7 protein-coding genes and 1 other RNA gene are annotated in these 22019 nt (G+C 75.2%); 1 reads left to right on the forward strand and 7 read right to left on the reverse strand.

Going from position 1 to position 22019, the window contains the following annotated elements:
- Positions 1-66: 66 nt before the first annotated feature.
- The 7 genes from GIS00_RS27725 to ffs all read right to left on the reverse strand — a co-directional run bounded on the left by GIS00_RS27725 (position 67) and on the right by ffs (position 21359).
- Positions 67-5811, reverse strand: a complete 5745-nt coding sequence (locus GIS00_RS27725) for a type I polyketide synthase (RefSeq protein ID WP_456094173.1) — start codon at positions 5809-5811, stop codon at positions 67-69.
- Entirely contained in the window at positions 5802-14345 is an 8544-nt protein-coding gene (locus GIS00_RS15545) for a type I polyketide synthase (RefSeq protein ID WP_196073298.1), read from the reverse strand. The genes GIS00_RS27725 and GIS00_RS15545 overlap by 10 nt, the downstream gene beginning before the upstream one ends.
- A gap of 221 nt (positions 14346-14566) precedes the next feature.
- Entirely contained in the window at positions 14567-15982 is a 1416-nt protein-coding gene (locus GIS00_RS15550) for a class I adenylate-forming enzyme family protein (RefSeq protein ID WP_154769379.1), read from the reverse strand.
- 199 nt (positions 15983-16181) lie between these two features.
- Positions 16182-17165 carry a helix-turn-helix domain-containing protein gene (locus GIS00_RS15555; RefSeq protein ID WP_154769380.1) on the reverse strand — a complete coding sequence of 328 codons (984 nt, stop codon included), beginning with the start codon at positions 17163-17165 and terminating at the stop codon, positions 16182-16184.
- 469 nt (positions 17166-17634) lie between these two features.
- Positions 17635-18300, reverse strand: a complete 666-nt coding sequence (locus tag GIS00_RS15560; RefSeq protein ID WP_322098001.1) for a 4'-phosphopantetheinyl transferase family protein — start codon at positions 18298-18300, stop codon at positions 17635-17637.
- Between the two features lie 228 nt (positions 18301-18528).
- A complete protein-coding gene (locus tag GIS00_RS15565) occupies positions 18529-21027 on the reverse strand; it encodes a DNA polymerase III subunit gamma and tau (RefSeq protein ID WP_322098002.1) in 2499 nt (832 codons plus the stop codon).
- Positions 21028-21262: 235 nt separating this feature from the next.
- Positions 21263-21359, reverse strand: an RNA gene (ffs, locus tag GIS00_RS15570) — signal recognition particle sRNA small type.
- 143 nt (positions 21360-21502) lie between these two features.
- Here ffs and GIS00_RS15575 point away from each other — a divergent pair.
- Positions 21503-22006 carry a DedA family protein gene (locus GIS00_RS15575; protein WP_154769381.1) on the forward strand — a complete coding sequence of 168 codons (504 nt, stop codon included), beginning with the start codon at positions 21503-21505 and terminating at the stop codon, positions 22004-22006.
- The last annotated feature ends 13 nt before the right edge of the window (positions 22007-22019 follow it).

Raw genomic sequence — 22019 nt, forward strand, 5'->3', positions numbered from 1 at the left:
GATCCTCCTCGGTGTGCGGGTGCGACGTGGTGGTGTGCGCCGGTGCGGGCGGTCGCGGGGTGCGGGTCAGAGTTCGTCGTCGATCAGCGCGAAGATCTCCTCGTCGGAGGCGTCCGCGACCAGCGCGGCCACCCCTCCGCCCGTTCCGCCGCTCTCCCAGCGGGCCAGCCGGCCGCGGAGCAGCCCGAGGAACCGACCGCGGGTGTCCTCGTCGACCGACTCCAGCTGCCCGGTGAGCCGGTCGAGATCCGCCTCCAGCAGCTCGTCCGCCGAGGGCGGGGTGGGAGCCAGTGCGGTGTAGAGGAAGTCGGCGAGTGCGGCCACGGTCGGGTGGTCGAAGGCGATCGTCGCGGGCAGTGTCATCCCGGTCGCCGTGCCCAGCCGGTTGCGCAGCTCCACCGCCGTCAGGGAGTCGAAACCCAGTTCGCTGAAGGACCTGTCGAGCGACACGCCACCGGGATCGGCGTGCGCCAGCACCGCCGCGACGTGACCGCGGACCAGCCCGGTGAGCATCTCCCGGCCGGCCGGCTCCGGCAGTCCGGTGAGCTCGGCGGCCAGGTCGGCGGAGGTGGTCGCCGGTGCGGCGGACCGGCGCACCCGGACCAGCCCACGCAGGGCCGGCGGCAGCACACCGCCCTCGGCGCGGGCCCGGAGCCCGGCCGGATCCCAGACCGCACAGACCCAGTTCGCCTGCTGCGGCGCCGGTCCCGTCGCGTCCAGGTCGGCCCGGATCGCCAGGTCGAGCAGCGCCAGGCCGTCGTCGACGGTCAGCGCACCGACTCCGGACCGGCCCAGCCGGGCCAGGTCCGCCTCGTCCAGCTCACCGGCCATCCCACCCGCCGCCCAGAGCCCCCAGATCAGCGACCGGCCCGGCAGGCCCTGCCCGCGCCGGTACGCGGCCAGCGCGTCCAGCCCGGCGTTCGCCGCGGCGTAGTTGCCCTGGCCTGGGTTGCCGAGCACGCCGGCCAGCGAGGAGAAGACGGTGAACAGCCGGAGCGGCCGGTCCCGGGTGATCTCGTGCAGGGCCCAGGCGGCACCGATCTTCGGTCCGGCCACCCGGGCCAGCCGGTCGGCATCCAGTCCGGCCAGCGTGCTGTCGTCCAGTACGCCCGCCGTGTGCACCACGCCGATCAGCGGCCGGGACGGCGGCAGGCCGTCCACCACCTCACGCAGGGCGGATGGATCTGTCACGTCGCAGGCGGCCACGGTGACCGCGCACCCCACGGCGCACAGCCCGGAGATCAGCTCGTCGGTGCCCGGGGTGTCGCGGCCACGCCGGGACACCAGCAGCAGGTGCCGCACCCCGTGCACCTCCGCCAACCGCTGCGCGGTGAGCGCGCCGAGCCCGGACAGCCCGCCGGTGACCAGCACCGTCCCGTCGCCGAGATCGCCGTCCCCGGTGTCCCTGTCGCTCGGGTCCGGGGTGCCTGCGACGTCGCCGATGCCGCCCGGCGGTACCGGCGCCAGCCGCGGTACCAGCACGGCACCGTCCCGCCAGGCCAGTTGCGACTCCGACTCCGCCGCGGCGGCGACCGCGGCCCAGTCCGGCGGCGGCCCGCCGGGATCGCTGTCCACCAGCAGGAACCGGCCGGGATGCTCCGACTCGGCGGACCGCACCAGGCCCTGGACCGCTGCACCCGCGATACCGGCGGCGCCCGACGGCGTGCCGGTGGCCCCGGTGGTGTGCACCAACAACCGCGCATTCTGCAGGCCGGCCGCGGCCGAGAACCGCTGCAGCACCGCCAGGACCGCGGACGTGGCCTCGGCGACCGCGACCGGGGGCGTGACCTCCGCCGCGGGCTCCGCGACGGTCAGCACCAGGACGGCGGGACCGGCAGGCGGGTCCGCCGCGATCCGGGACAGGTCCGCTCCGGCGTCGCCGGCGAGACACCGCCACCCGTCCGGCAGCCCGGAGGCTCCGACAGCTGTGGCCACAGAGGCATTCTCGATCGGCACCCAGGTGAGCATCTGCGGCGTCGGCCCGGCCGCCGGCGCGCCGGCCAGTGCGGCCGGGTCGATCTCCCGGACGCGCAGCGTGTCGATCGACAGCACCGTCGCGCCCGCGCTGTCGACCAGGTGGACGCCGAGTTCGTCGGCCGCACCGGATGCCGGGGCGGCGAGCCGGGCCCGCAGGATCCCGCCGGCGGCGACAGCCCCCGGCCCGCGGCGCACCCCGGCGAACAGGAACGGCAGCTTCGTCCGGCCGCCGGCGCCGCCGGCCAGCAGCATCGGGTGGAAGGCGGCATCGAGCACCGCCGGGTGCAGGCCACCGACGGACAGGTCCAGATCGGCCGGCACGGTCAGCTCGCCGAGGTACTCCTCGCCCCGGTGCCAGACGGAGGTGAGGCCACGGAAGGCCGGGCCGTAGTCGTATCCGGCGTCCAACAACGCGTCGTAACCGCTGTCCACCGCGAGGGTCCCGGCCCCGGCGACGTCCCAGGCGGGTGCCGGGGCGGTGGCGGCGGCGGCGTCGGCAGTGGTGATCCGGCCGTCCGCGACGAGCATCCACCCCCCGTCCGCACCACGCACGTGCACCCGCACGGCCCGCGGTCCGGCACCACCGCCGCTCCCGTCCGCGCCGTCCGCGCCGTCCGCGCCGTCCGCGCCGGTCGCGCCGGTCGCGTCACCGTCGGGTCGGTCGGTGACGGTCTGCAGTTCGACCGCACCCCCGTCCGGGATCACCACCGGCGCGCGGAACAGCAACTCGGTCACCTCGTCGCAGCCGACCGCCGCGGCGGCCGCGAGCACCGCCTCCAGGATGGCCGTGCCGGGCAGGACGACCGCGCCGGAGATCCGGTGGTCGGCCAGCCACGGCAGGGCGTCGACACCGACCCGTGCGGTGGAGACCGTTCCCCCACCGCCGATCTCGACCGTCCGGCCGAGCAACGGGTGCCCGGCCGACCGGCCCGCACCGTTGTCCGGGGGCGCCACCCAGTACCGGGTACCCCGGTCGAAGGCGTACACCGGCAGGTCCTGCCAGTCGGTGCCGCCCGCACCGGCGGCGAGCAGACCGGACCAGTCGACGGTGATCCCGGCCGCCCAGGCACCGGCGAGCAGACCGGCGAAGGACTCCGTCTCGGGCCGGTCGGTGCGCCGCACCGGCAGCACCGGTCGGTCCGGGCCGAGGATCATCGGGACCAGCGCCGAGAGCACCGGCGCAGGGCCGACCTCGACGAAGGCGGTGGCACCGCGGGTGTCCAGACCGGTCATGGCGGCGGCGAACTCGACGCCGTGGCGGATCTGCTCGCGCCAGTAGGCCGGCATCGACCAGTCGAGGTCCGGCCGGGAGGTGAGCGCGGTGACCGCGGCCAGCCGCGGCGCGGAGAAGACCGTCGTGGCCAGCACCCGGTCGAAGTCGTCCAGCACCGGCTCCATCAGCGGCGAGTGGAAGGCGTGGCTGACCTGCAGCGGGCGCACCCGGCGCCCCTGGTCGGCGAACACTGCGGCGATGCGCTCGCAGGCCTCGACGGGGCCGGAGATCACGCAGGCGTCGGGGGCGTTGACGGCGCCGATGCCGACCTCCGGCTCGCCGTCCAGCAGCGGGCGCACCTGCTCGGCGTCCACGCCGATCGAGATCATCGCGCCGCCGGCCGGCAGCGCGTCCATCAGGGCCCCGCGGACCGCCACCAACCGCGCCGCGTCCGCCACGGTGAGCACGCCGGCCGCGACCGCGGCGGCGAACTCGCCCACTGAGTGGCCGGCGACCATGTCCGGTCGCACGCCGCGCGCGGCCAGCAGCGCGGTGCTCGCGACCTGGAATGCGAACAGCGCCGGCTGCGTCCACGCGGTGCGGTCCAGCAGTGCGGCGTCTGCGGAACCCGGCTCCGCCCAGAGGATCTCGGTGAGCGGGCGGGGCAGGTGCGGGGAGAGTGCAGCGGTCACCTCGTCGAAGGCGACCGCGAAGGCCGGCTCGCTCGCGTACAGGTCACGCCCCATGCCCACCCGCTGACCGCCCTGACCGGTGAACAGGAACGCGGTGCGCACCACCTCCGGGGCGCTGCCGGTGGCGACCACCGCCGGGCCTCCGTCACCCGCCGTCCCGGTGGTCAGCCCGTCCAGGGCCCGCTCGAGCGCGGCCCGGTCGCCGTGCAGCACCACCCGTTCGCGCAGGGCCGCACGCCGGGTGGCCAGGGCGTGCGCGGTGCGCACCACCGGCACGGCGGAGTGGGAGCGGGACCAGGCGGCCAATCTGCCCGCGCCCTCCCGCAACGAGGCCGCCGACCGGGCCGACAGCACCCAGGTGGCCGCGGCCCCCGTGTCGGCAACAGTGTCGGTCGGCGCGTCGGCAACGGTGTCGGTGACCGTGTCGGCCGCAGTGTCCGTCACCGTGTCCGTCCCGGCCGGGCCGGCGTTCCCGTGCGGCAGCGAGGGGGTGGCGGCGGCGCCCGCGGTGTATTCCTGCAGCAGCACATGGGCGTTCGTTCCGGAGATGCCGAACGACGAGACACCGGCCGTCCGAGGGTGTTCCGCCGATCCGGCCCAGTGCTGCGGCTCGGTCAGCAGTTGCACCGCGCCGGCCGACCAGTCCACGTGCGGGGTCGGGGCGTCCACGTGCAGGGTGCGCGGCAGCGTGCCGGCCCGCATGGCCGCGATCATCTTGATGATCCCGGCGACCCCGGCCGCGGCCTGGGTGTGCCCGATGTTGGACTTCACCGAGCCGAGCCACAGCGGCCGGTCCGGGTCCCGGCGCCGGCCGTAGGTGGCCAGCAGCGCCTGCGCCTCGATCGGGTCGCCGAGCGCCGTGCCGGTGCCGTGCGCCTCGATCACGTCGACGTCGTCCGCCTCCAGCCGCGCGTCGGCCAGCGCCTGCCGGATCACCCGTTCCTGGGCCGGCCCGCTCGGTGCGGTCATCCCGTTCGACCGGCCGTCCTGGTTGACGGCGCTGCCGCGGATCACCGCGAGGATCGACCGGCCGGCCTTCTCCGCATCCGAGAGTCGTTCCAGCAAGAGCACTCCCACACCCTCGGACCAGGTGGCACCGGAGCTGGAGGCGGCGAACGAGCGGGTGTGGCCGTCCGGGGCGAGGGCCCGCTGGCGGCTGAACTCGACATAGGGATCCGGGGTGGCCATCACCGTTGCCGCGCCGGCCAGCGCCAGCGAGCACTCGCCGCGCCGCAGCGCCTGGGTGGCCAGGTGCACGGCCACCAAGGACGACGAACAGGCGGTGTCCAGGGTCAGCGCCGGGCCCTCCAGGCCGAACAGGTACGACACCCGGCCGGACAGCACGCTGGGCGCGTTGGAGATGGCGACGATGCCCTCGAGCGCCGGTGGAACCCGGCCGCTGTAGCGGAGCAGGTAGTCGTTGTACATGTTCCCGGCGTAGACACCGGTGCGGCTGCCGCGGACCGACGACGGGTCGATCCCGGCCCGCTCGAAGACCTCCCAGGCCGTCTCCAGGAACAGCCGGTGCTGCGGGTCGGTGGCCAGGGCGCTGCGCGGGCTCATGTCGAAGAACGCGGCGTCGAAGCCGCCCGGGTCGTCCAGGAAGCCGCCCCAGTGGGTGTATGCGGTGCCGATCGAGTCCGGGTCCGGGTCGTACAGGGCGTCCAGGTCCCACCCGCGGTCGGTCGGGAAGCCGGTGATCGCCTCCCGCTCCTGCTCGACCAGCTGCCACAGGTCCTCCGGGCCCCGGACCCCGCCCGGGTACCGGCAGGCCATCCCGACGACCGCGATCGGCTCCGCCGCGCCCCGCTCGAGATCGGCCAACCGGCGCCGGGTCTCGGTGAGGTCGACGGTGACACGCTTGAGGTAGTCACGCAGCTTGGCCTCGCGCGAGGTCCCCGCCGGATCCAGCGTTGCGGTCATGACCAGCCCCTTCCAGGTGCTCCGCCGGTTGCTGCGGGACCGGCACCGGGTGCCGGGTCGGCCCCACCCAGCTGGGTGTCGATGAAGTCGAAGATCTCGTCGTCGGTGGCGCCCGCGAGGTCGTCGGCGGCCGGTGCACCGGCCAGCCGTCGCGCTCCCGCGGACAGGAGGTCCAGCACCCGGGTCCGGACCTCCGGCGAGCTGTCGGTCAGGTCCTGCTCGAGCTCGGCGAGCCAGCCCGCGAGCCGGAGGTCCGCGGCCGGCGGGGCGGGCCGGAGCACGCCGAGCAGGTGTGCGGACAGGTCCTCGACCGTCGGGTGGTCGAACGCGGTGGTGGTCGGCAGCCGCAGCCCGGTCTCGGCGTCCAGCCGGTTCCGCAGCTCCACCGCGGTCAGCGAGTCGAGGCCGAGTTCGGAGAACGCGCGGTCCGGCGCGACGGTGCGGTGCCCGAGCACCGCACACACGTGGCCGGAGACCTTCTCGGTCAGCCACCGCGCCGCCTCGTCGCGGTCCATGCCGGACAGCGGGGCGGCCGGCCCGGTCCGCCGGGCCGTCGCCGTGGCCCCGGTGTGCTCCGGTTCCGGGAACCGGGGGGCGGCGGCCGCGACCGGCTGCGCGACGGTCAGCCCGCGCAGCACCGCCGGCAGGTCGCCGGTGCCGGCGCGGGCGGCCAGCGCCGCGGCGTTCCACGCCACCGCGACCGGATCGACATCCGGCTGCTGCAGCGCGGTGTCGAAGTGGGACAGGGCCGAGTTCAGATCCAGCCGGTCCACCCCGGCGCGGGCCAGCCGGTCCACCCCGGCCGCACCCATCCGCGCGGTCAGCTCGGACCCCACCTCCCACAGACCCCAGGTGACGGACGTGGCCGGCAGCCCGGCGGCCCGCCGCGCCACCGCCAGGGCGTCGAGGAAGGAGTTGGCCGCGGCGTAACCGGCCTGCCCGGGGTTGCCGACCAGTGCGGCGACGGAGGAACAGAACACGAGGAAGCCCGGATCGGCCCGGTCCGCCGTGGCCAGGTGCAGGGCCCACCCGGCGTCCACCTTCGGCCGCAGCGGCACCTCCACCCGGTCCGGCCCGAGCACCGTCAGCGGCGCGTCGTCGAGGGCACCGGCGGCGTGCACGATCCCGGCGAGATCATCGATGCCGTCGAGCATCTCCCGCACCGCGCCGGGCGCTGCCAGGTCGAGCGCGCGGACGGCCACCCGGGCGCCGTCCGCCGCGAGCTCCGTCACCAGGTCGTCCACCCCGGGTGCGGCACCGCCGCGCCGGGAGACCAGCACCAGGTCCCGGACGCCGTGGACGCGCACCAGCCGGCGGGCCAGCTGTGCCCCGACACCCGTGGTGCCGCCGGTGACCACCACCGTCCCGGAGATCGGCGGACGGGTGGCGGCCTCGGCCGACGTTGCGCCCGGGACGCTGACGGTCTCCACCACCCGCGGCACCTCGAGACGCCCGTCCCGGACCCTGATCTCACGTTCCCCGGCCGCGAGGGCACCGGCCACGGCGGCCCAGGGCACGGGAGCGGACGGGTCGGCCGGCAGATCGACGACCGCGAACCGCCGTGGATGCTCCTGATCGGCGGTGCGCACCAGCCCGGCCACCGCGGCCGCGACCAGCTCCTCCGGGGTACCGGGTGACGGCCGTACGGCCACCACCAGACGGACGGCCGCGCAGGACTCCTCGACCAGGAACCCCTGGGCGTCCTCCAGCACCCGGGCCAGCGCCGTGCGCACGGCGGCGGGGACGTCCCCGCCTGCCACGGTGATGTCGACCGGCACCAGGGCGAGGTCCGCACCCGCCAGGTCGCTCGGCTGCCAGGCCTCCGGCCAGTCGGCCGGTGCCCCGCCGAGACCCTCCGGATCGAGCACGGCCCACCGGGCGGCGAGATCGGGCGCGGCGAGTTCGGTCCACTGCACCGTTGCCGCGCCGGCCGCGGGTCCCGCGGCGCCCCTCGCCGGTACCCCACGAAGTCCGAGGGACCCGATCTCCAGTACGATCTCGCCGCCGGGCGCCGCATCCGGCGGCACCGCTGCCGGACCTGCCCCAGGTACCTGGTGCGGGACGGCGGCCGTGATCCGGACCGTCACGGAACCGGGGTCGGCACCGGGCACGCGGCGGACCCGCGCCAGCAGCGCGCGGACCGGGTCCACCACTCCCCACCGAGCGTCGGACACCGTGTGCGGCAACAGCAGCCGGCCGGCCGCTGCCGGTTCCACCAGCAGCGGGTGCAGGACCGCGTCCAGCAGCACCGGGTGCACCGGGTGGTCGGCGGTCACCCCGTCCGGGAGCACGGCCAACGCCAGGTATCCGTCGTTGGTGGTCCAGACCTGTTGCAGCGAGCGGAATGCCGGCCCGTACCCGTAGCCGGTGGCGGCGAGCAGGGCGTAGTCGGGCAGCGCCGCCGGCACCGCACCGGACGGGACCTGCAACCGGCCCGACGGCGGGGGCGCGGCCGGCACCAGGCGACCATGGGCCCGGACCGACGGGGTCGGATCGGCGGCGAGCAGTTCGAGGCCCTGCACACCGTCGCGGCCGGGGACCGGGTCGGCGGTCCCGGTCAGGCGCAGTTGGATCCGGTGGTCCGCGCCGGTGGTCACCGGCGCGGTCAACGTCAGCTCGGCGAGATCCCGGCCCCCGCCGGCACCGAGCACCGCCAGCAGGGTGGCCGTGCCGGGCAGGATCGGGGTGCCGGCGACGGCGTGATCGGCCAGCCACGGGGCGTCCAGGGTCCCGGTGGCCAGCGACTCGCCGGTCGCGAGCACCGGGACCTGCGGTCCCAGCAGCGGTCCGGAGTCCCCGGCCGTGGACAGCGCCGGGTCCGTCAGCCAGAACCGCTGTCGGCGCAGCGGTGTCACCGGGAGGTCGGGGGTCGGCGCGGTTCCGCTGCCCGGCAGCAGATCGGCCCAGCGGATCGGCGCACCGGCGCACCAGGCCGCGGCGAGCGCCCGCAGCCACTGGGCCCGGTCACCGGCCCCACGCCGCAGCGTGCCGACCACCGCCGCCCGCGGCAACGTGCCCGCGATCGCGCCGGTCAGCACCGGGTGCGGGCCGACCTCGACGAACAGCAGCTCCCGGCCGTCCGGGTCGGCCGCTCCGGCGGCCGTGCGCAGTGCCGCGTCGAACACCACCGGGCGGCAGAGGTTGTCGATCCAATACCCGGTGTCCAGGCTCGCCGCCGGCGCATCGGAACCGGTGACCGCCGAGACGACGCGGACGGCCGTGGGGGTCGGCCGGACACCTGCGAGGTCGGTCTGCAGCCGGTCCGTCAGCGTCCGCATCATCGGGGTGTGCGAGGCGTAGTCGCCACCGGTGCGCCGGAGCCGCAGCTGCCCGCCGTGCCGTTGCTCGAAAGCCGCGATGCCACCGGGGGTCCCGGCGATCACACAGGACTCGGGCGAGTTGCGGACGGCCACCCACACCGGTTCCGGCAGGTCCGCCAGCCAGCGGGTGACCTCGTCCGCGGGCGCCGGCACGGACAGCATCGCGCCCGTCCCGTCCACGTCGGCCAGCGCGCGACTGCGCCGGGCCACCACCAGCGCCGCCGTGTCGAGGTCGAGGGCACCGGCCACGCAGGCCGCGGCGATCTCGCCCTGGGAGTGCCCGATCACTGTCCGCACCGGCAGCCCGGCAGCAGCCCACCCACGGCCCAGCGCCACGGCGAGCGCGAACAGCACCGGTTGCACCACAGCGGATCCGGCCAGTTCGGGTGCGTCCTCGTCACCGCGCAGCACCGCCCGGGCGGACCAGCCGGTGTGCGGCCGCAGCGCCGCATCGGCAGCGTCGAAGGCGGCCCCGATCACGGGATCGGCGTCCAGCAGCTCGACCGCCATGCCCGGCCACTGGCCGCCCTGCCCGGGGAAGACCAGCACGGGTGAGCGGCCCGGCACTGCGGTGCCGCGGACCAGACCGGGGTCGGGTGACTGCTCCGCGAGCGCGCCCAACGCCGCCAGCAGCTCGTCCCGGTCCCCGGCGACCAGCACGGCCCGCGCGGATCCGGCGGAGCGGCCGGCCAACCGGCGGCCGGCGGCGGGCAGCACGGCCGGGTCGAGGTCACGGGCGACCGGCAGCAGGGCGGCGGCGAGCGCGGCCAGCCCTTCGTCGTCCCGGCCGGAGAGCGGCCAGCAGATCGGTCCGGCGCCCGGTACTCCGCTGTCGCCCGGTACCCCGCCGAGCGGCGCGGAAGCCGGTGCCGGTGACTCGAGCACGACATGGGCGTTGGTGCCGCTGATCCCGAAGCCGGACACGGCGATCCGCAGCGGGCCGGAGTCGGGCAGCGGCACCGGCGCGGTGGCCAGCCGGATCCCGCCGTCCCAGTCGATCCGGCTGCTCGGGGCGTCGACGTGCAGCGTGCGCGGCCACTGCCGGGTGCGCAGGGTGAGGATCACCCGCAGCAGGCCGGCGATGCCGGCGGCGGCCTGGGTGTGGCCCAGGTTCGACTTCACCGATCCGAGCAGCAGCGGGGCGGCGCCGGTCTCCGCGGCGCGTTCGGCGGACCGGTAGGCAGCGGCCAGGGCGCCGGCCTCGATCGGGTCGCCGAGCCGGGTCCCGGTGCCGTGCGCCTCCACCCCCAGCACGTCGAACGGCGTCAGCCCGGCATCGGCCAGGGCCGCGGTGATGACCTGCTGCTGGGCCGGCCCGTTCGGCGCAGTGAGCCCGTTGGACCTGCCGTCCTGGTTGACCGCGCTGCCGCGGATCACCGCGAGCTCCGGCAGGCCCAGGCGCAGCGCGTGGGACCGGCGGGTCAGCAGCAGGACCCCGGCGCCCTCGGACCACCCGGTGCCGTCGGCGGTGTCGGCGAAGGCCTTGCAGCGGCCGTCCTCCGCGAGGCCGCCCTGGCGGCCGAACTCGACGAAGATGCCCGGCGTCGACATCACGGTGACACCACCGACGAGGGCGAGGTCGCACTCCCGCTGCCGCAGGGCCCGCACCGCCAGGTGGGTGGCCACCAGCGAGGAGGAGCACGCGGTGTCCACCGTCATCGCCGGGCCCTGCCAGCCCAACTGGTAGGCGATCCGGCCGGACAGCACGCTCGGTGTGGTGCCGGTGAGCAGATGGCCGCCGCCCGCGTTGTCGGGGCGGGCGAGGGCGGGCCCGTAGTCGCCGGCCATCGCGCCGACGAACACCGCCGATCGGGTCGGATCGACGGCCGCCGGATCCAGACCCGCCCGGTCCAGCGTCTGCAGCACCACCTCCAGCAGCACCCGCTGCTGCGGGTCCATCGCCAGTGCCTCGCGCGGACTGATGCCGAACTGGTCCGGGTCGAACATCGTTGCCGTGTCGAGGAAGCCGCCCCGCAGGCGGTCCGGTCCGACCCCCCAGCCGCGGTCCACCGGCGCGGACCCGACCACCTCGCCGCCCGACTCCAGCAGCGCGAGCAGGTCCTCCGGCCCGTCGACACCGCCCGGGAACCGGCAGCCCGTTCCGACCACCACGACCGGATCGCCGGCGGCGGCACCTGCCGGTCGCCGCGCATCGGGTGCCACCTGGCCGGTCGACGGCACCGGATCGGCCTGGTGGGGCGGGTCGACCGTGCCGACGGATCCGCTGCGGCGCTCCATGGACCGGGCGAGACGCCGCGGCGTGGGGTGGTCGTAGACCACACCGGCGGCCAGGCTTTCACCGGTCAGCGCCCGTAGACGGGTGCGCAGCGCCAGCGCGCCGGCGGAATCCAGACCCAGGTCGGCGAAGGTGGTGTCGGGGTCGACGGCGGAGGCGTCCGGGTGGCCGAGCACGCCGGCGGTGCAGGTGCGCACCAGGTCGAGCAGTTCCCCGGCCACAGCGGCCGTCCCCCCGGGTGCCGGGAGGTCCTCGGCGACAACGCCTGTGGTGACCGGGGGCGACACCGGCCGGCGTCGCTCCGGCAACGGTCCCGGTGTCTCGAACCAGTGCCGCCGCCGGTCGAACGGGTGGCCGGGCAGGGCCGGCAGCGCCGACCGCGGCGGGTCGGCGACCGGCCAGGCGACCGGTGTGCCGCCGACCCAGGCGGTGGCGCGGGCGAGCTCCAACTCGTCGACCGGGTCGGCGTCGCGGCGCAGGGTGCCCGAGGCGGAGACCAGCACCCCGCCCGCATCCGCGACGTCCAGCACCGCGTCGACCAACACCGGATGGGGGGACGACTCGACGAAGCGGCCGGCACCGGCGGCCAGCGCGGCCCGGACCGCCCGATCGAACCGCACCGTGGACCGCAGGTTGGTGAACCAGTAGGCGGCATCCAGGGTCTCGCCGTCGACCGGCGCACCGGTGACCGCGGACATCATCGGGATCCGCGCCGGCCGCGGACGGATCAGCGCTAGGTCGGCCAGCACCCGGTCACGGATGCGGTCCACCGCCGGTGAGTGCGACGGGTAGTCCACCGCGATCGGCCGTGCCCGGCCACCGTCCGCGACCACCCGGGACCCGGCCTCCTGCAATGACTCCGCCGATCCGGAGAGCACACAGGAGGTGGGACCGTTGACCGCAGCCAGGTGGGCACCCGACGCCGCGGCCACCTGCGCCGCGAGTTCCGGGTCCAGCCGGACCGACAACATCCCACCGGACCCGGCCAGCTCGACCAGGGCCCGGCTGCGCAGCGCGACCACCCGCGCGCCGTCCGACAGGTCGAGCACCCCGGCGACGGTGGCCGCGGCGATCTCGCCCTGCGAGTGCCCGAGCACCAGGTCCGGCAGCACCCCGGCGGCCCGCCACCACTCCGCCAGCGACACCAGCACCGCCCACAGGGCCGGCTGGACGAGATCCACTCGCTCCAAGGGCTTCCCGTCCCGGAGCAGCGCGTGCAGGTCGGTGTCGAGGTGCGGCGCGAGCGCGTCGCAGCACTCCGCCAGTCGCCGCGCGGCGGCCGGCACGCCCGCGATCAGCCCGGCCGCCATCCGCGGCCATTGGCTGCCCTGCCCGGGGAATACGAACGCGGTGCTGCCGGTGGCGGCGCGGCCCAGCACCGTGCGGTGGTCCGGTCTCCCGGCGGCCAGCGCACGGAACCGGGACGACAGGTCGGTCGGCTCCGTCCGACCCGCCGCGGGCAGCAGCACGGCCCGGTGCGGAAGCGAAGACCGGGTGCGCCGCAGTGCCGCTGCGACCGGCCCCGGTCCGGCCGTCCCGGTGACCTCCGCGAGCTCCACGGAAATCTGCTGCAGCGCAGCCAGGTTCGCTGCGGAGATCGGCACCGGACCGTCCGCTGTCACAGCGCCGGTCGCCGCCGCGGGCAGCGCCGGGGCCGGGCCGACCACCACCGAGCAGTTGGTGCCGCCCATGCCGAAGGAGGAGACCGCGGCCAGCGGCGCGACGGCGGGCCAGATGGTCGGGGCCGTCGCGACCACCAGCGGGCCCAGGGGAACCGACGGCGTGTGGTGGTGCAGGGTAGCCGGGACGCAGGCGTGCTGGCGGGCCAGCACGGTGCGCAGCAGCCCGGCGGCCCCGGCGGCGCCCTCGAGATGCCCGATCGTCGACTTCACCGATCCCACCAGCACCGTGCGGTCGCCGGGGTCATCGTCGCCGACCGCATCCGGAGGGCCGAACACCGCGCGCAGCGCAGCGACCTCGACCGGGTCGCCGACCGGGGTGCCGGTGCCGTGCAGTTCGACGTAGCCGATCGCGGTGTCGGCGGCGCCGGCGTCGGCCAGGGCCCGTCGCAACAGGTCGGCCTGCGCCCGGGCCACCGGAACGGTCAGGCCAGGACCACCGCCGTCGTTGTTGACAGCGCTGCCGTGGATCACCGCGCGGACCGGGTCGCCGTCCCGCAGCGCGGCGTCCAGCGGCTTGAGCAGCAGCACCACACCACCCTCGCCACGCACGTATCCGTCGGCGGACACGTCCAGCACCGCACAGCGCCCCTGCGGCGACAGCGCGCCGAAATCGCCGATGGCCGTGGTCGTCCCGGGCCCGAGTGCCAGGTTCACGCCACCGGCGAACGCCACGGTCGACTCGCCGCGGCGCAGGCTCTGCACGGCCAGGTGGACGGCGACCAGGGACGAGGACTGCCCGGAGTCGACGGTGAGGCTCGGACCACGCAACCCGAACCGGTAGGACAGCCGGTTGGCCGCCAGCGATCGCGCCGACCCGGTGTAGACGTGCGGTCCGGACGCATCGGCCCGGTCGGCCAGCACCGCGTGATCCGTGGACAGCATGCCGAGGAACACCCCGGTCGCACTGCCGTCCAACGACTCCATCGGCAACCGGGAGTCCTCGACCGCCCGCCAGCAGAGTTCCAGGGCCAGCCGGTGGTGCGGGTCCGCCGTCGCCGCCTCCGCCGGGGACATCCCGAAGAAGGCGGCATCGAACTCGTCCACCGCGTCGAGGAACCCGCCGCGGCCCATCCCGGCCGTGCCCGCCTGCCTCCTGGAGGCCGGTGCGTCGCTCACCGCGTCCCGGCCGTCGGCGAGCAGATCCCAGAACTCGTCGGGGGTCTCGGCCGCCGGTAGCCGACAGCCGACGCCGACGACCGCGATGGGGGCCCGGTCGCCGCGGAGTGGGTGGACACCCTCCCGCGCACCGGCGTCCGCAGGCACAACGGCGCGATCGCGCCAGTGCTGCGGTCCCTGGACCATCCTCGCGACCCTCCCTCGGCCGGCGGCGCACGACGACCACGACTCCCCGGCCCGCGGCCGGGAGTCGTCGCGGTGTGCCCGGACTCCGTTCCTCATCACGACTCTCGCGCCTCGGCCCGTCGCCGTACAGGCCCCGGCGGTGGCAGGGACTGGCCGGGAGTACGTGCCAGCACCACGGGGTATCCGCGGGCCCCGCCGTGTGGTGGGCCGCCGGGCGCCCGTTAGCCGACGACCAGGCGCAGTTGATGCCGGTCCACCGCGCCGGTGCCGGTGCGCGGCAGTTCGGGCAGCTCGACGACCAGCGAGGGCACCATGTACGACGGCAGCACCTCGCGGAGCAGGATGTCCAGGTCGGCCAGTCGGCAGCGCCCGTCCAGCGGCGCGGTCACCGCCAGAACGACCTGCTGCACCTGGTTCTCGTCGGTGATCCCGAAGGCGGTCGCCTCCCCGACGAAACCGCTGGCACAGGCGACCTCCTCCACCTCGTCGGGACTGAACCGCATCCCGCCGGCGACGATGAGCTGGTCGGCGCGGCCGGCCAGCCGGATCTGCCCGCTCTCCGACCGGGTGGCCAGATCGCCGGTGCGGACCGGTGTCCCGGGGCGCGGGCGGTCCGGCGGGCCGTCGCAGACCAGGTCGCCGGACTGCTCCAGTTCGCCCACCTCACCGGGGTCGGTCTCCGTCCCGTCCGGTCGCCGGACGCTGACGGTCTGACCGGGCAGCGGCGTGTCGAGCAGCTCGGCACCGCCGTCCCATCCGTCGATGCGCACCGCGGCGGTGGCCACCACCTCGGCCGATCCGTGCAACAGGACCGGGTCCGCCATCGGCAGCACCTCCCGGAGGCGCTGCACCACCGGTGGCGAGATCTGCGGCCCCACCCCGAGCCACACCCGCACCCCCGGTGCGTCCACCCCGCCCGGTCCCAGCTGTCGTGTCGCCGCGAGATGGGCGAAACCGGCGGGGGTGTCGACGAGCACGGAGACGCCGTCCTGCCGGCACCGCCGGATCACCCCCTCGGCGGGCCCTGGCCGGAGGTCGATCACGGCGCCGGCCGACAGCCCGGCCAGTGCGGCGCAGAAGCCCGCGACGGTGGCCGGCGAGCTCCGGACGAGCATCCGGTCGTCGGCCGCCAACCCGAGGTGCCCGGCCAGCGTCCGGGCCCCCGCGATCAGCGTCGCCGGCGAGAAGCGCCGGCAGGTCGGACCTTCCGGCCCGTCCGGCACGCAGAAGATCACCTCCCCGGGCGCTCCCTGCACCGTGCCCGGCCGCGGCCCGGGTCCTGCCGGATCACCCTCCGCCCCGGAACCGGTCGCCGGCTGCGCCAGGGACTGCATCCCGCTGCCGGGGAGCACCGCATCGACGCGGCAGGCGGCCAGCACCCGGCGCATCTCACGGGTGGTCGCCGCGGAGAGGGGGACCGGGACGGCGCCGAGTTGCGAGATCGCCGCCAGCAGCGGGAGTACGCCGAGGTCGGGATCACCGGCCGGGAGATGGGCCGCGGACAGGGTGACGTCCACCCCGACGCGCGTTCCCCGGCGGAGACCGAGTCGGGTCAGGCTCCCCGCCGCGGCCGCCACCGCGGCTGCGGCACGGCCGGCCACCCACGCGTCCCAGTGCGGAACACCCGGCGACGTCATGCCCGGGCCACCCAGGATCCGCCGTCCGCGCGCTCCACGAGGATCGTTCCCCTTCCGATCGCGCCCCGGGACAACGAACGGGCTCGCCCTCAGCGTGCGCGCAGGGACGCACTGAGGGAAGAGGGCAGGGTCCACATGGACCGGAAAGACGTTGGCCGGAACCGGAACTGCAGTAGCTGCCAACCGCGCCGGACGACGATCAGTCGTCGACCATCTCCCGCCGGGAGGCCAGCACGCCCGCCTGGAACCTGCTGACCGCCCCCAGGTCACGCATCAGTGTCGCGATGTGGCGGCGGCAGGTCCGTACCGACAGACCGAGTTTGCGGGCGAGGACCTCGTCGGTGAACCCTTTGGCCATCATGCTGGACAGGGTGCGCTGCAGATCGTCGGACACCTCGTCGTAGCCGGATCGGTGACTGGCCATGGGCGTGGCGAGATCCCACATGTGGTCGAACATGTCGAGGAGGAACCCGACGACGTCCACACGTCCGATCCGGTTCGCGGTGATCTCGGTGGCGTCCCCGCCGAACAGCAGCGCGCTCCGCCGGTCGAGCACCACCGCCGACCGCGGGACATAGGTGACCGTCCGGATCTCCGCTCCGAGATCGGTGAGGGCCTTCAGCCGGGTCCGGACGGCGAGGTCGGCCCGCCCGCGGTGCTGGCAGACCACCCGGATCGGCACCGCCCGTTCGGCGAGGTACCGGCAGAGCTGCAGGAAGTCGCCGAAGGCCTCCCGCTCGTGCCCACCGGACAGCAGCACCAGCACCTCACTGCGACAGTTCTGCGCGGCGGCCAGCAGGTACCCGCAGAGCTCGGATCCGCCCATCCGCTGCGCGGCCATGTCGTCGCCGGCGAGCGGTTGCACCGAGTCCACGTAGTCCTGTCGGAAGACGTCGGTCCGGGCGCGGATGCGGGCGATGTGCTCGCGGTTCTGCTGGATCTCCCGCTCCATCGGCGAGACCAGGATGGCAGCGGCGATCTCCGGATCCACCGGGATGAAGCTGACGCCGTCCCGACGCAGCAACCGGCGCTCGACGAGCAGCTCGACCGCGGCCCGGAGATCGGGCAGCGTGATGGCGAGGGTGGTGGCGAGGGTCTCCAGGCACGGGATGGACCCGGTGCGCAGGGCGAACCGGTAGACCGTGGCGCAGTCGGTCTCCTGGTCGTGCACGTCCGTCTGCATCGGACCCTCCCGAACTGTTCGAGATCAAGTGCCGTTGTTGCGCTGTCGTACCGGCAACGGCCGAACCGGTTGCGGTGCAAGAGGTTCCCCTCGATCAAATGCCACGGACGACACCTCGGCACGGATCCCCGTTGACGGCCGTCAGGCGCGTCGTCCGATGCGAACGCTACCGGTTACCGGGCGGTTCGTGGCCTGTACGGGATGTTTCCTTTCGATGACCATTTGTCCGTACCTGCAGGTCGAGAACGGTGGCAGCGGGCGGAGTCCGACCGCACCCGGCGAACGACGGCCGTCCGGCGGCCGGATCGCAACACCCGCCTTCCCCGGATGCACCGCCCGGATCGGCTGGACCTGTCGCACGAATGCGACGGTGAAAGCGGCAAATCGGTCAGCCCGGCGAGGGTGTGTGCCACGTCTGCGCCCACCGGGACGACGCGAGCGACCGACATGGCCGGAACGGGCCCACGGATCACGGCTCTGCGTGACCGATCCTCCGGATCACGGCGGTGTGCAGGATCCCGGCATGCACGGACCACCTGCCTGTGACGACCTGGCCGAAACCTGCCACCGGGACGTGCCGGCCGAACTCCGCCCGGAAGCCGCCCGCCGGATCGAACCGGACGGCGGCGTCGCGGAAGGTGAGCTCGGTGCGCATGACCGGGTACCAGGCCTTGAAGACCGACTCCTTGGCACTGAACAGCAGCCGGTCCCAGTGCCGGACCGGACCCGGAAGGAGGGACAGCTCCGCGAGATGCTCCCGCTCCCCCGCCCCGGACACCACGTCCAGCACCCCGTCCGGCAGCGGCCCGTGCGGTTCCGCGTCGATCCCCAGGCTGGCCACCACCGAACTGCGGGCAACGGCGGCCGCCCGGTAGCCGACGCAGTGCGTCATGCTGCCGACGACACCGTCGGGCCACCGGGGCTCGCCGCGCCGCCCGGCGATGATGGCCACCGGCGCCACTCCGAGAACGCCCAACGCCTGCCTCGCACACTCCCGGGTGGTGGTGAACTCCCGGCGCCGGACCTCCACCGCGCCGGCGACCCGTTCCTGTTCCGCGGGGAAGACCCTGCCGTGCAACAGGTCCCCGTAGCAGTGCGCTGCGGCCACATCGGTCGGCAGGATCGAGGCGATCACCGCCACCTCCGCTCGCCGGGCTGGTCCGGTCCGATCCGCTCGGATGTCCTGGCCGAGCCGCCTGCGGGCGCTGCGGCCGACGGCATCGGTGCACGCACCGTAACGCGTCGTCACGGGCGCGGGAGCGGTGGTCCGTCGGCGACAACTGGCCACCTGCAACCGGCCACCATCAACCGGCGACCTGCTACCTGCGACCCGCCACCTGCGACCCGGTCACCACTCCGGTGGTCAGGCCCGTTCGTCGAGCGGCCGCGCACCGAGTTGGCTGGTGAGCAACTCGATCGCGGCATCCTGCGGGTCCTGCACCTTGACCGGCGGCGCGTTCGGGTCCGGTTCGGCGCCGTAGTCGTCCGGGATGTCGTCGTCCTCGGCCGGGGGCTCCGGGGGCAGTGGGACCGAAGGGTCGACCGGTTGACGCGATGCTGCCGCCGGGGGCGGCGCCGGTGTGCCGGTGTCGCACCGGATCTGCCAGCTGACGCCGAGCACCTCCTGCAGCGACTTGCGCAGCAGCTCGATGTTGGCCGGCTCGTTGACCCGGCGGGCCAGCGCCGCGGTCGACATGGTCAGCTCGAGCACGCCCCCCTCGACGGAGGTCACCGTGGCGCCCTCGAGCAGCACCTGCGTGGTCCGTCTGGTGCGCTGGACGGACGCGAGGATCTCCTTCCACACCCGGCGGACGTCGGTGACGTCGGGCACGCCGACCCCGGCCGGGGCGGTAGCTGCCGGAGCGGCGGCGGGCGGTGCGGACGGGACCTGCTGCTGTGTCTGCGTTGTCGGCGCCGGCGGCGGCGTCTGCGCCGTGCGGGTCGGTGGCGTTGCCCCCTGGCGCTCCCGGGCCGGACCGCGATCGGTGCCGGACGGCTCCCCGTGCGCCGCCCACGTGGAGGGAGCGGCGGGGGCCGGGTCCCCGCCGCGGGGCCGCCGGCCGGGCGCCGCCGGCAGGCCGAGATCCGGCCCGGCACCCGCTGCGGGCACCGAGGTCCGCCGGCCGGGCGGGGCGGGCAGCCCGAGGTCCGGGCCGGCCGGCGCGGCCTGGGCGCGGACCGGTTGCTCGGGCGGGGTCGAAGACGGGGCCGGAGCACGGTCCTGGACCGGCGACCCGGCGTGAGCGGGATCGGTCCGATCCTGCGCAGTCCGATGCTCGGTTCGATCGTGACTGTCGCGTGCGGTACCACCCGGGGCGGAGGGGCCGCCCTCGTCCGGGACCGTTCCGGCGTCCGGTTGCGCGGCGGCGCCGCCACGGGTGTCCGGCGCAGGCGCTGTCGACGACGGGGATGCCGCCGCCGGTGAGGCCGGGACGGCCGCGGGCGCGGCACCGGACCGGGAACCGTCCGCCTGAACGCCGGGCGCGGCCGCGGCAGGCACGGCGGGAGAAGCTCCGGTGCCCGGCTGCCCGCCGGTGGGCGAGGCCTCCTGCGAGCGGCGACGGAACTGCCGTCCTGCGCCGTCCGCACCGCCCGACGGCGATCCGGACGACAGCGATCCGGACGACGGGGCGGTCCGGTCACCCGGCAGGTCCGTGGAGCGGTCACCCTCACCGGTGCCCGGACCGGGGTCCTCCCCGGCGATGGCCATCCGGCGTTCCATCCGCTCGAGCCGCTGCAGCAGCGCGCCGTCGGCGAGGGACGCCGCGGGCAGCAGCATCCGCGCGCACATCAGCTCGAGCACCAGGCGGGGCGCGGTGGTCCCGCGCATCTCGACCAGCCCGGTGTGCAGAACGTCCGCCCACCGGGACGCGGTCGCCGTGCCGAGCCGCTGTGCCTGGCCGGTCATGGACTCCAGCTGGTCGTCGGGCGCGGAGATCAGGCCGTTGCCCGCAGCGCCCGGCACCGCGGACAGGATGACCAGGTCGCGCATGCGCTGCAGCAGGTCGGCCGCGAACCGGCGGGGGTCGTGCCCGGCCTCGGCGACCCGGTCGACCGCGCCGAACACCGACGCACCGTCACCGGCCGCCAGGGCGTCCACCATCTCGTCCAGCAGAGCCGCGTCGGTCACGCCGAGCAGCGCCATCGCGTGCCGGTAGGTGACCCCGCCCTCGCCGGCGCCGGCCAGCAGCTGGTCCAGCACCGAGAGCGAGTCACGCGCGGAACCGCCACCGGCCTGGATGACCAGCGGGTACACCGCCGGCTCCACCGGGACACCCTCCTGCTCGCACAGCCGCTCCAGCAGGCCGCGCATCACCGCGGGCGGCATCAGCCGGAACGGGTAGTGGTGGGTGCGCGACCGGATGGTGGTCAGCACCTTGTCCGGCTCGGTGGTGGCGAAGATGAAGACCAGGTGCTCCGGCGGCTCCTCGACGATCTTCAGCAGGGCGTTAAAGCCCTGCGGGGTGACCATGTGGGCCTCGTCGATGATGAACACCCGGTACCGCGACTCGGCCGGCATGTAGAAGGCACGGTCCCGCAGCTCCCGGGTGTCGTCGACACCGCCGTGCGACGCGGCGTCGAGCTCGACCACGTCCAGCGAACCCGGCCCCTCCGGGGCCAGCGCGATGCAGGACGAGCAGACCCCGCACGGATCCGGCGTCGGCCCCTGCTCGCAGTTGAGGGACCGGGCCAGGATGCGCGCCGACGAGGTCTTGCCGCAGCCGCGCGGGCCCGAGAAGAGATAGGCATGGTTGATCCGGCCGGCCGAGAGCGCCGTGCGCAAGGGATCGGTGACGTGCTCCTGACCGATCACCTCGGCGAAGGTCGCCGGGCGGTACTTGCGATAGAGAGCCAGCGCCACGGGGCGAGACTACGTGGCCCGGCCGACACCCGGCATCACGCGTCCACAGCCTGCTGGTGAGGGGCGCCCGCGGCGCCCCTCACCGTCCGACGGAGGGTCGACGCCGGGTGGAGGACCCCGGAGCGGTGCATCGGGGAGATACAGATCCGGGAGGGAAACCGGCCCGGCGAGATGCGTCCGGAAGATCCCGGCGGGCAGCCCGGCGGGCGGCCCGGCCCGGGCGCCGGCCCCGGAGACGAAAGGGGACCCCCGCACCCGCCAGAGCTCACGGACCCTTGCTGCCTTCCGGCCCTGGGGGGGTTGATGAGATGGACGCCGCGGGGGTCCGCCGACAACTCTAACGCACCGTCAGGCCGGGCGGCCCCGCCGATCCTTCAGGCTGTCGACCGGCCCTGCGGCGGCGTCGACGCCCGGATCGGACCACCCCGACCGGCCCGGGGAAGGGTGCCCTTGCCTCACCGGTAGCGTTGCCGGCATGCCGAGCTGGGTGACCGGGCAGCCGTTCCTGATCGCGGCATCGATCCTGGCCGTCATCGTCTTCTGCCGGGCGCAGGCCACCTACTGGATCGCCCGCGGGGCCGCCACCGGGGCGCTGCGCAGCCGGTTCTCCGCGAAGCTGTCCGGACCCGGTGTGCAGCGGGCCACCCGGATCGTGCACCGCTACGGCCCCCCGGTGATCACCGTCTCGTTCCTGACCGTCGGCTTCCAGACGGTGATGAACGCGGCCGCCGGCCTGACCCGGATGCCGTTCGGGCGCTACCTGCTGGCGATGATCCCCGGGTGCCTGCTGTGGGCCGTGCTCTACGCGACGGTCGGACTCGCCGCGATCGAAGGGGCGATCTGGCTCGCCGTCAGTTCGCCGTGGGCGGCGATCGCGGTCGGTGCGGTGCTGGTCGGCGGGCTGGTCTGGTGGGCGCTGCGCCGTCGCGCCCGCCGGCGGGAGGACCCCGTGGCTCCCCTCGTCGCCGAACAGCAGTGACCGGCGGGCGGCG

The organism is Nakamurella alba, assembly GCF_009707545.1.
Classification (GTDB): domain Bacteria; phylum Actinomycetota; class Actinomycetes; order Mycobacteriales; family Nakamurellaceae; genus Nakamurella; species Nakamurella alba.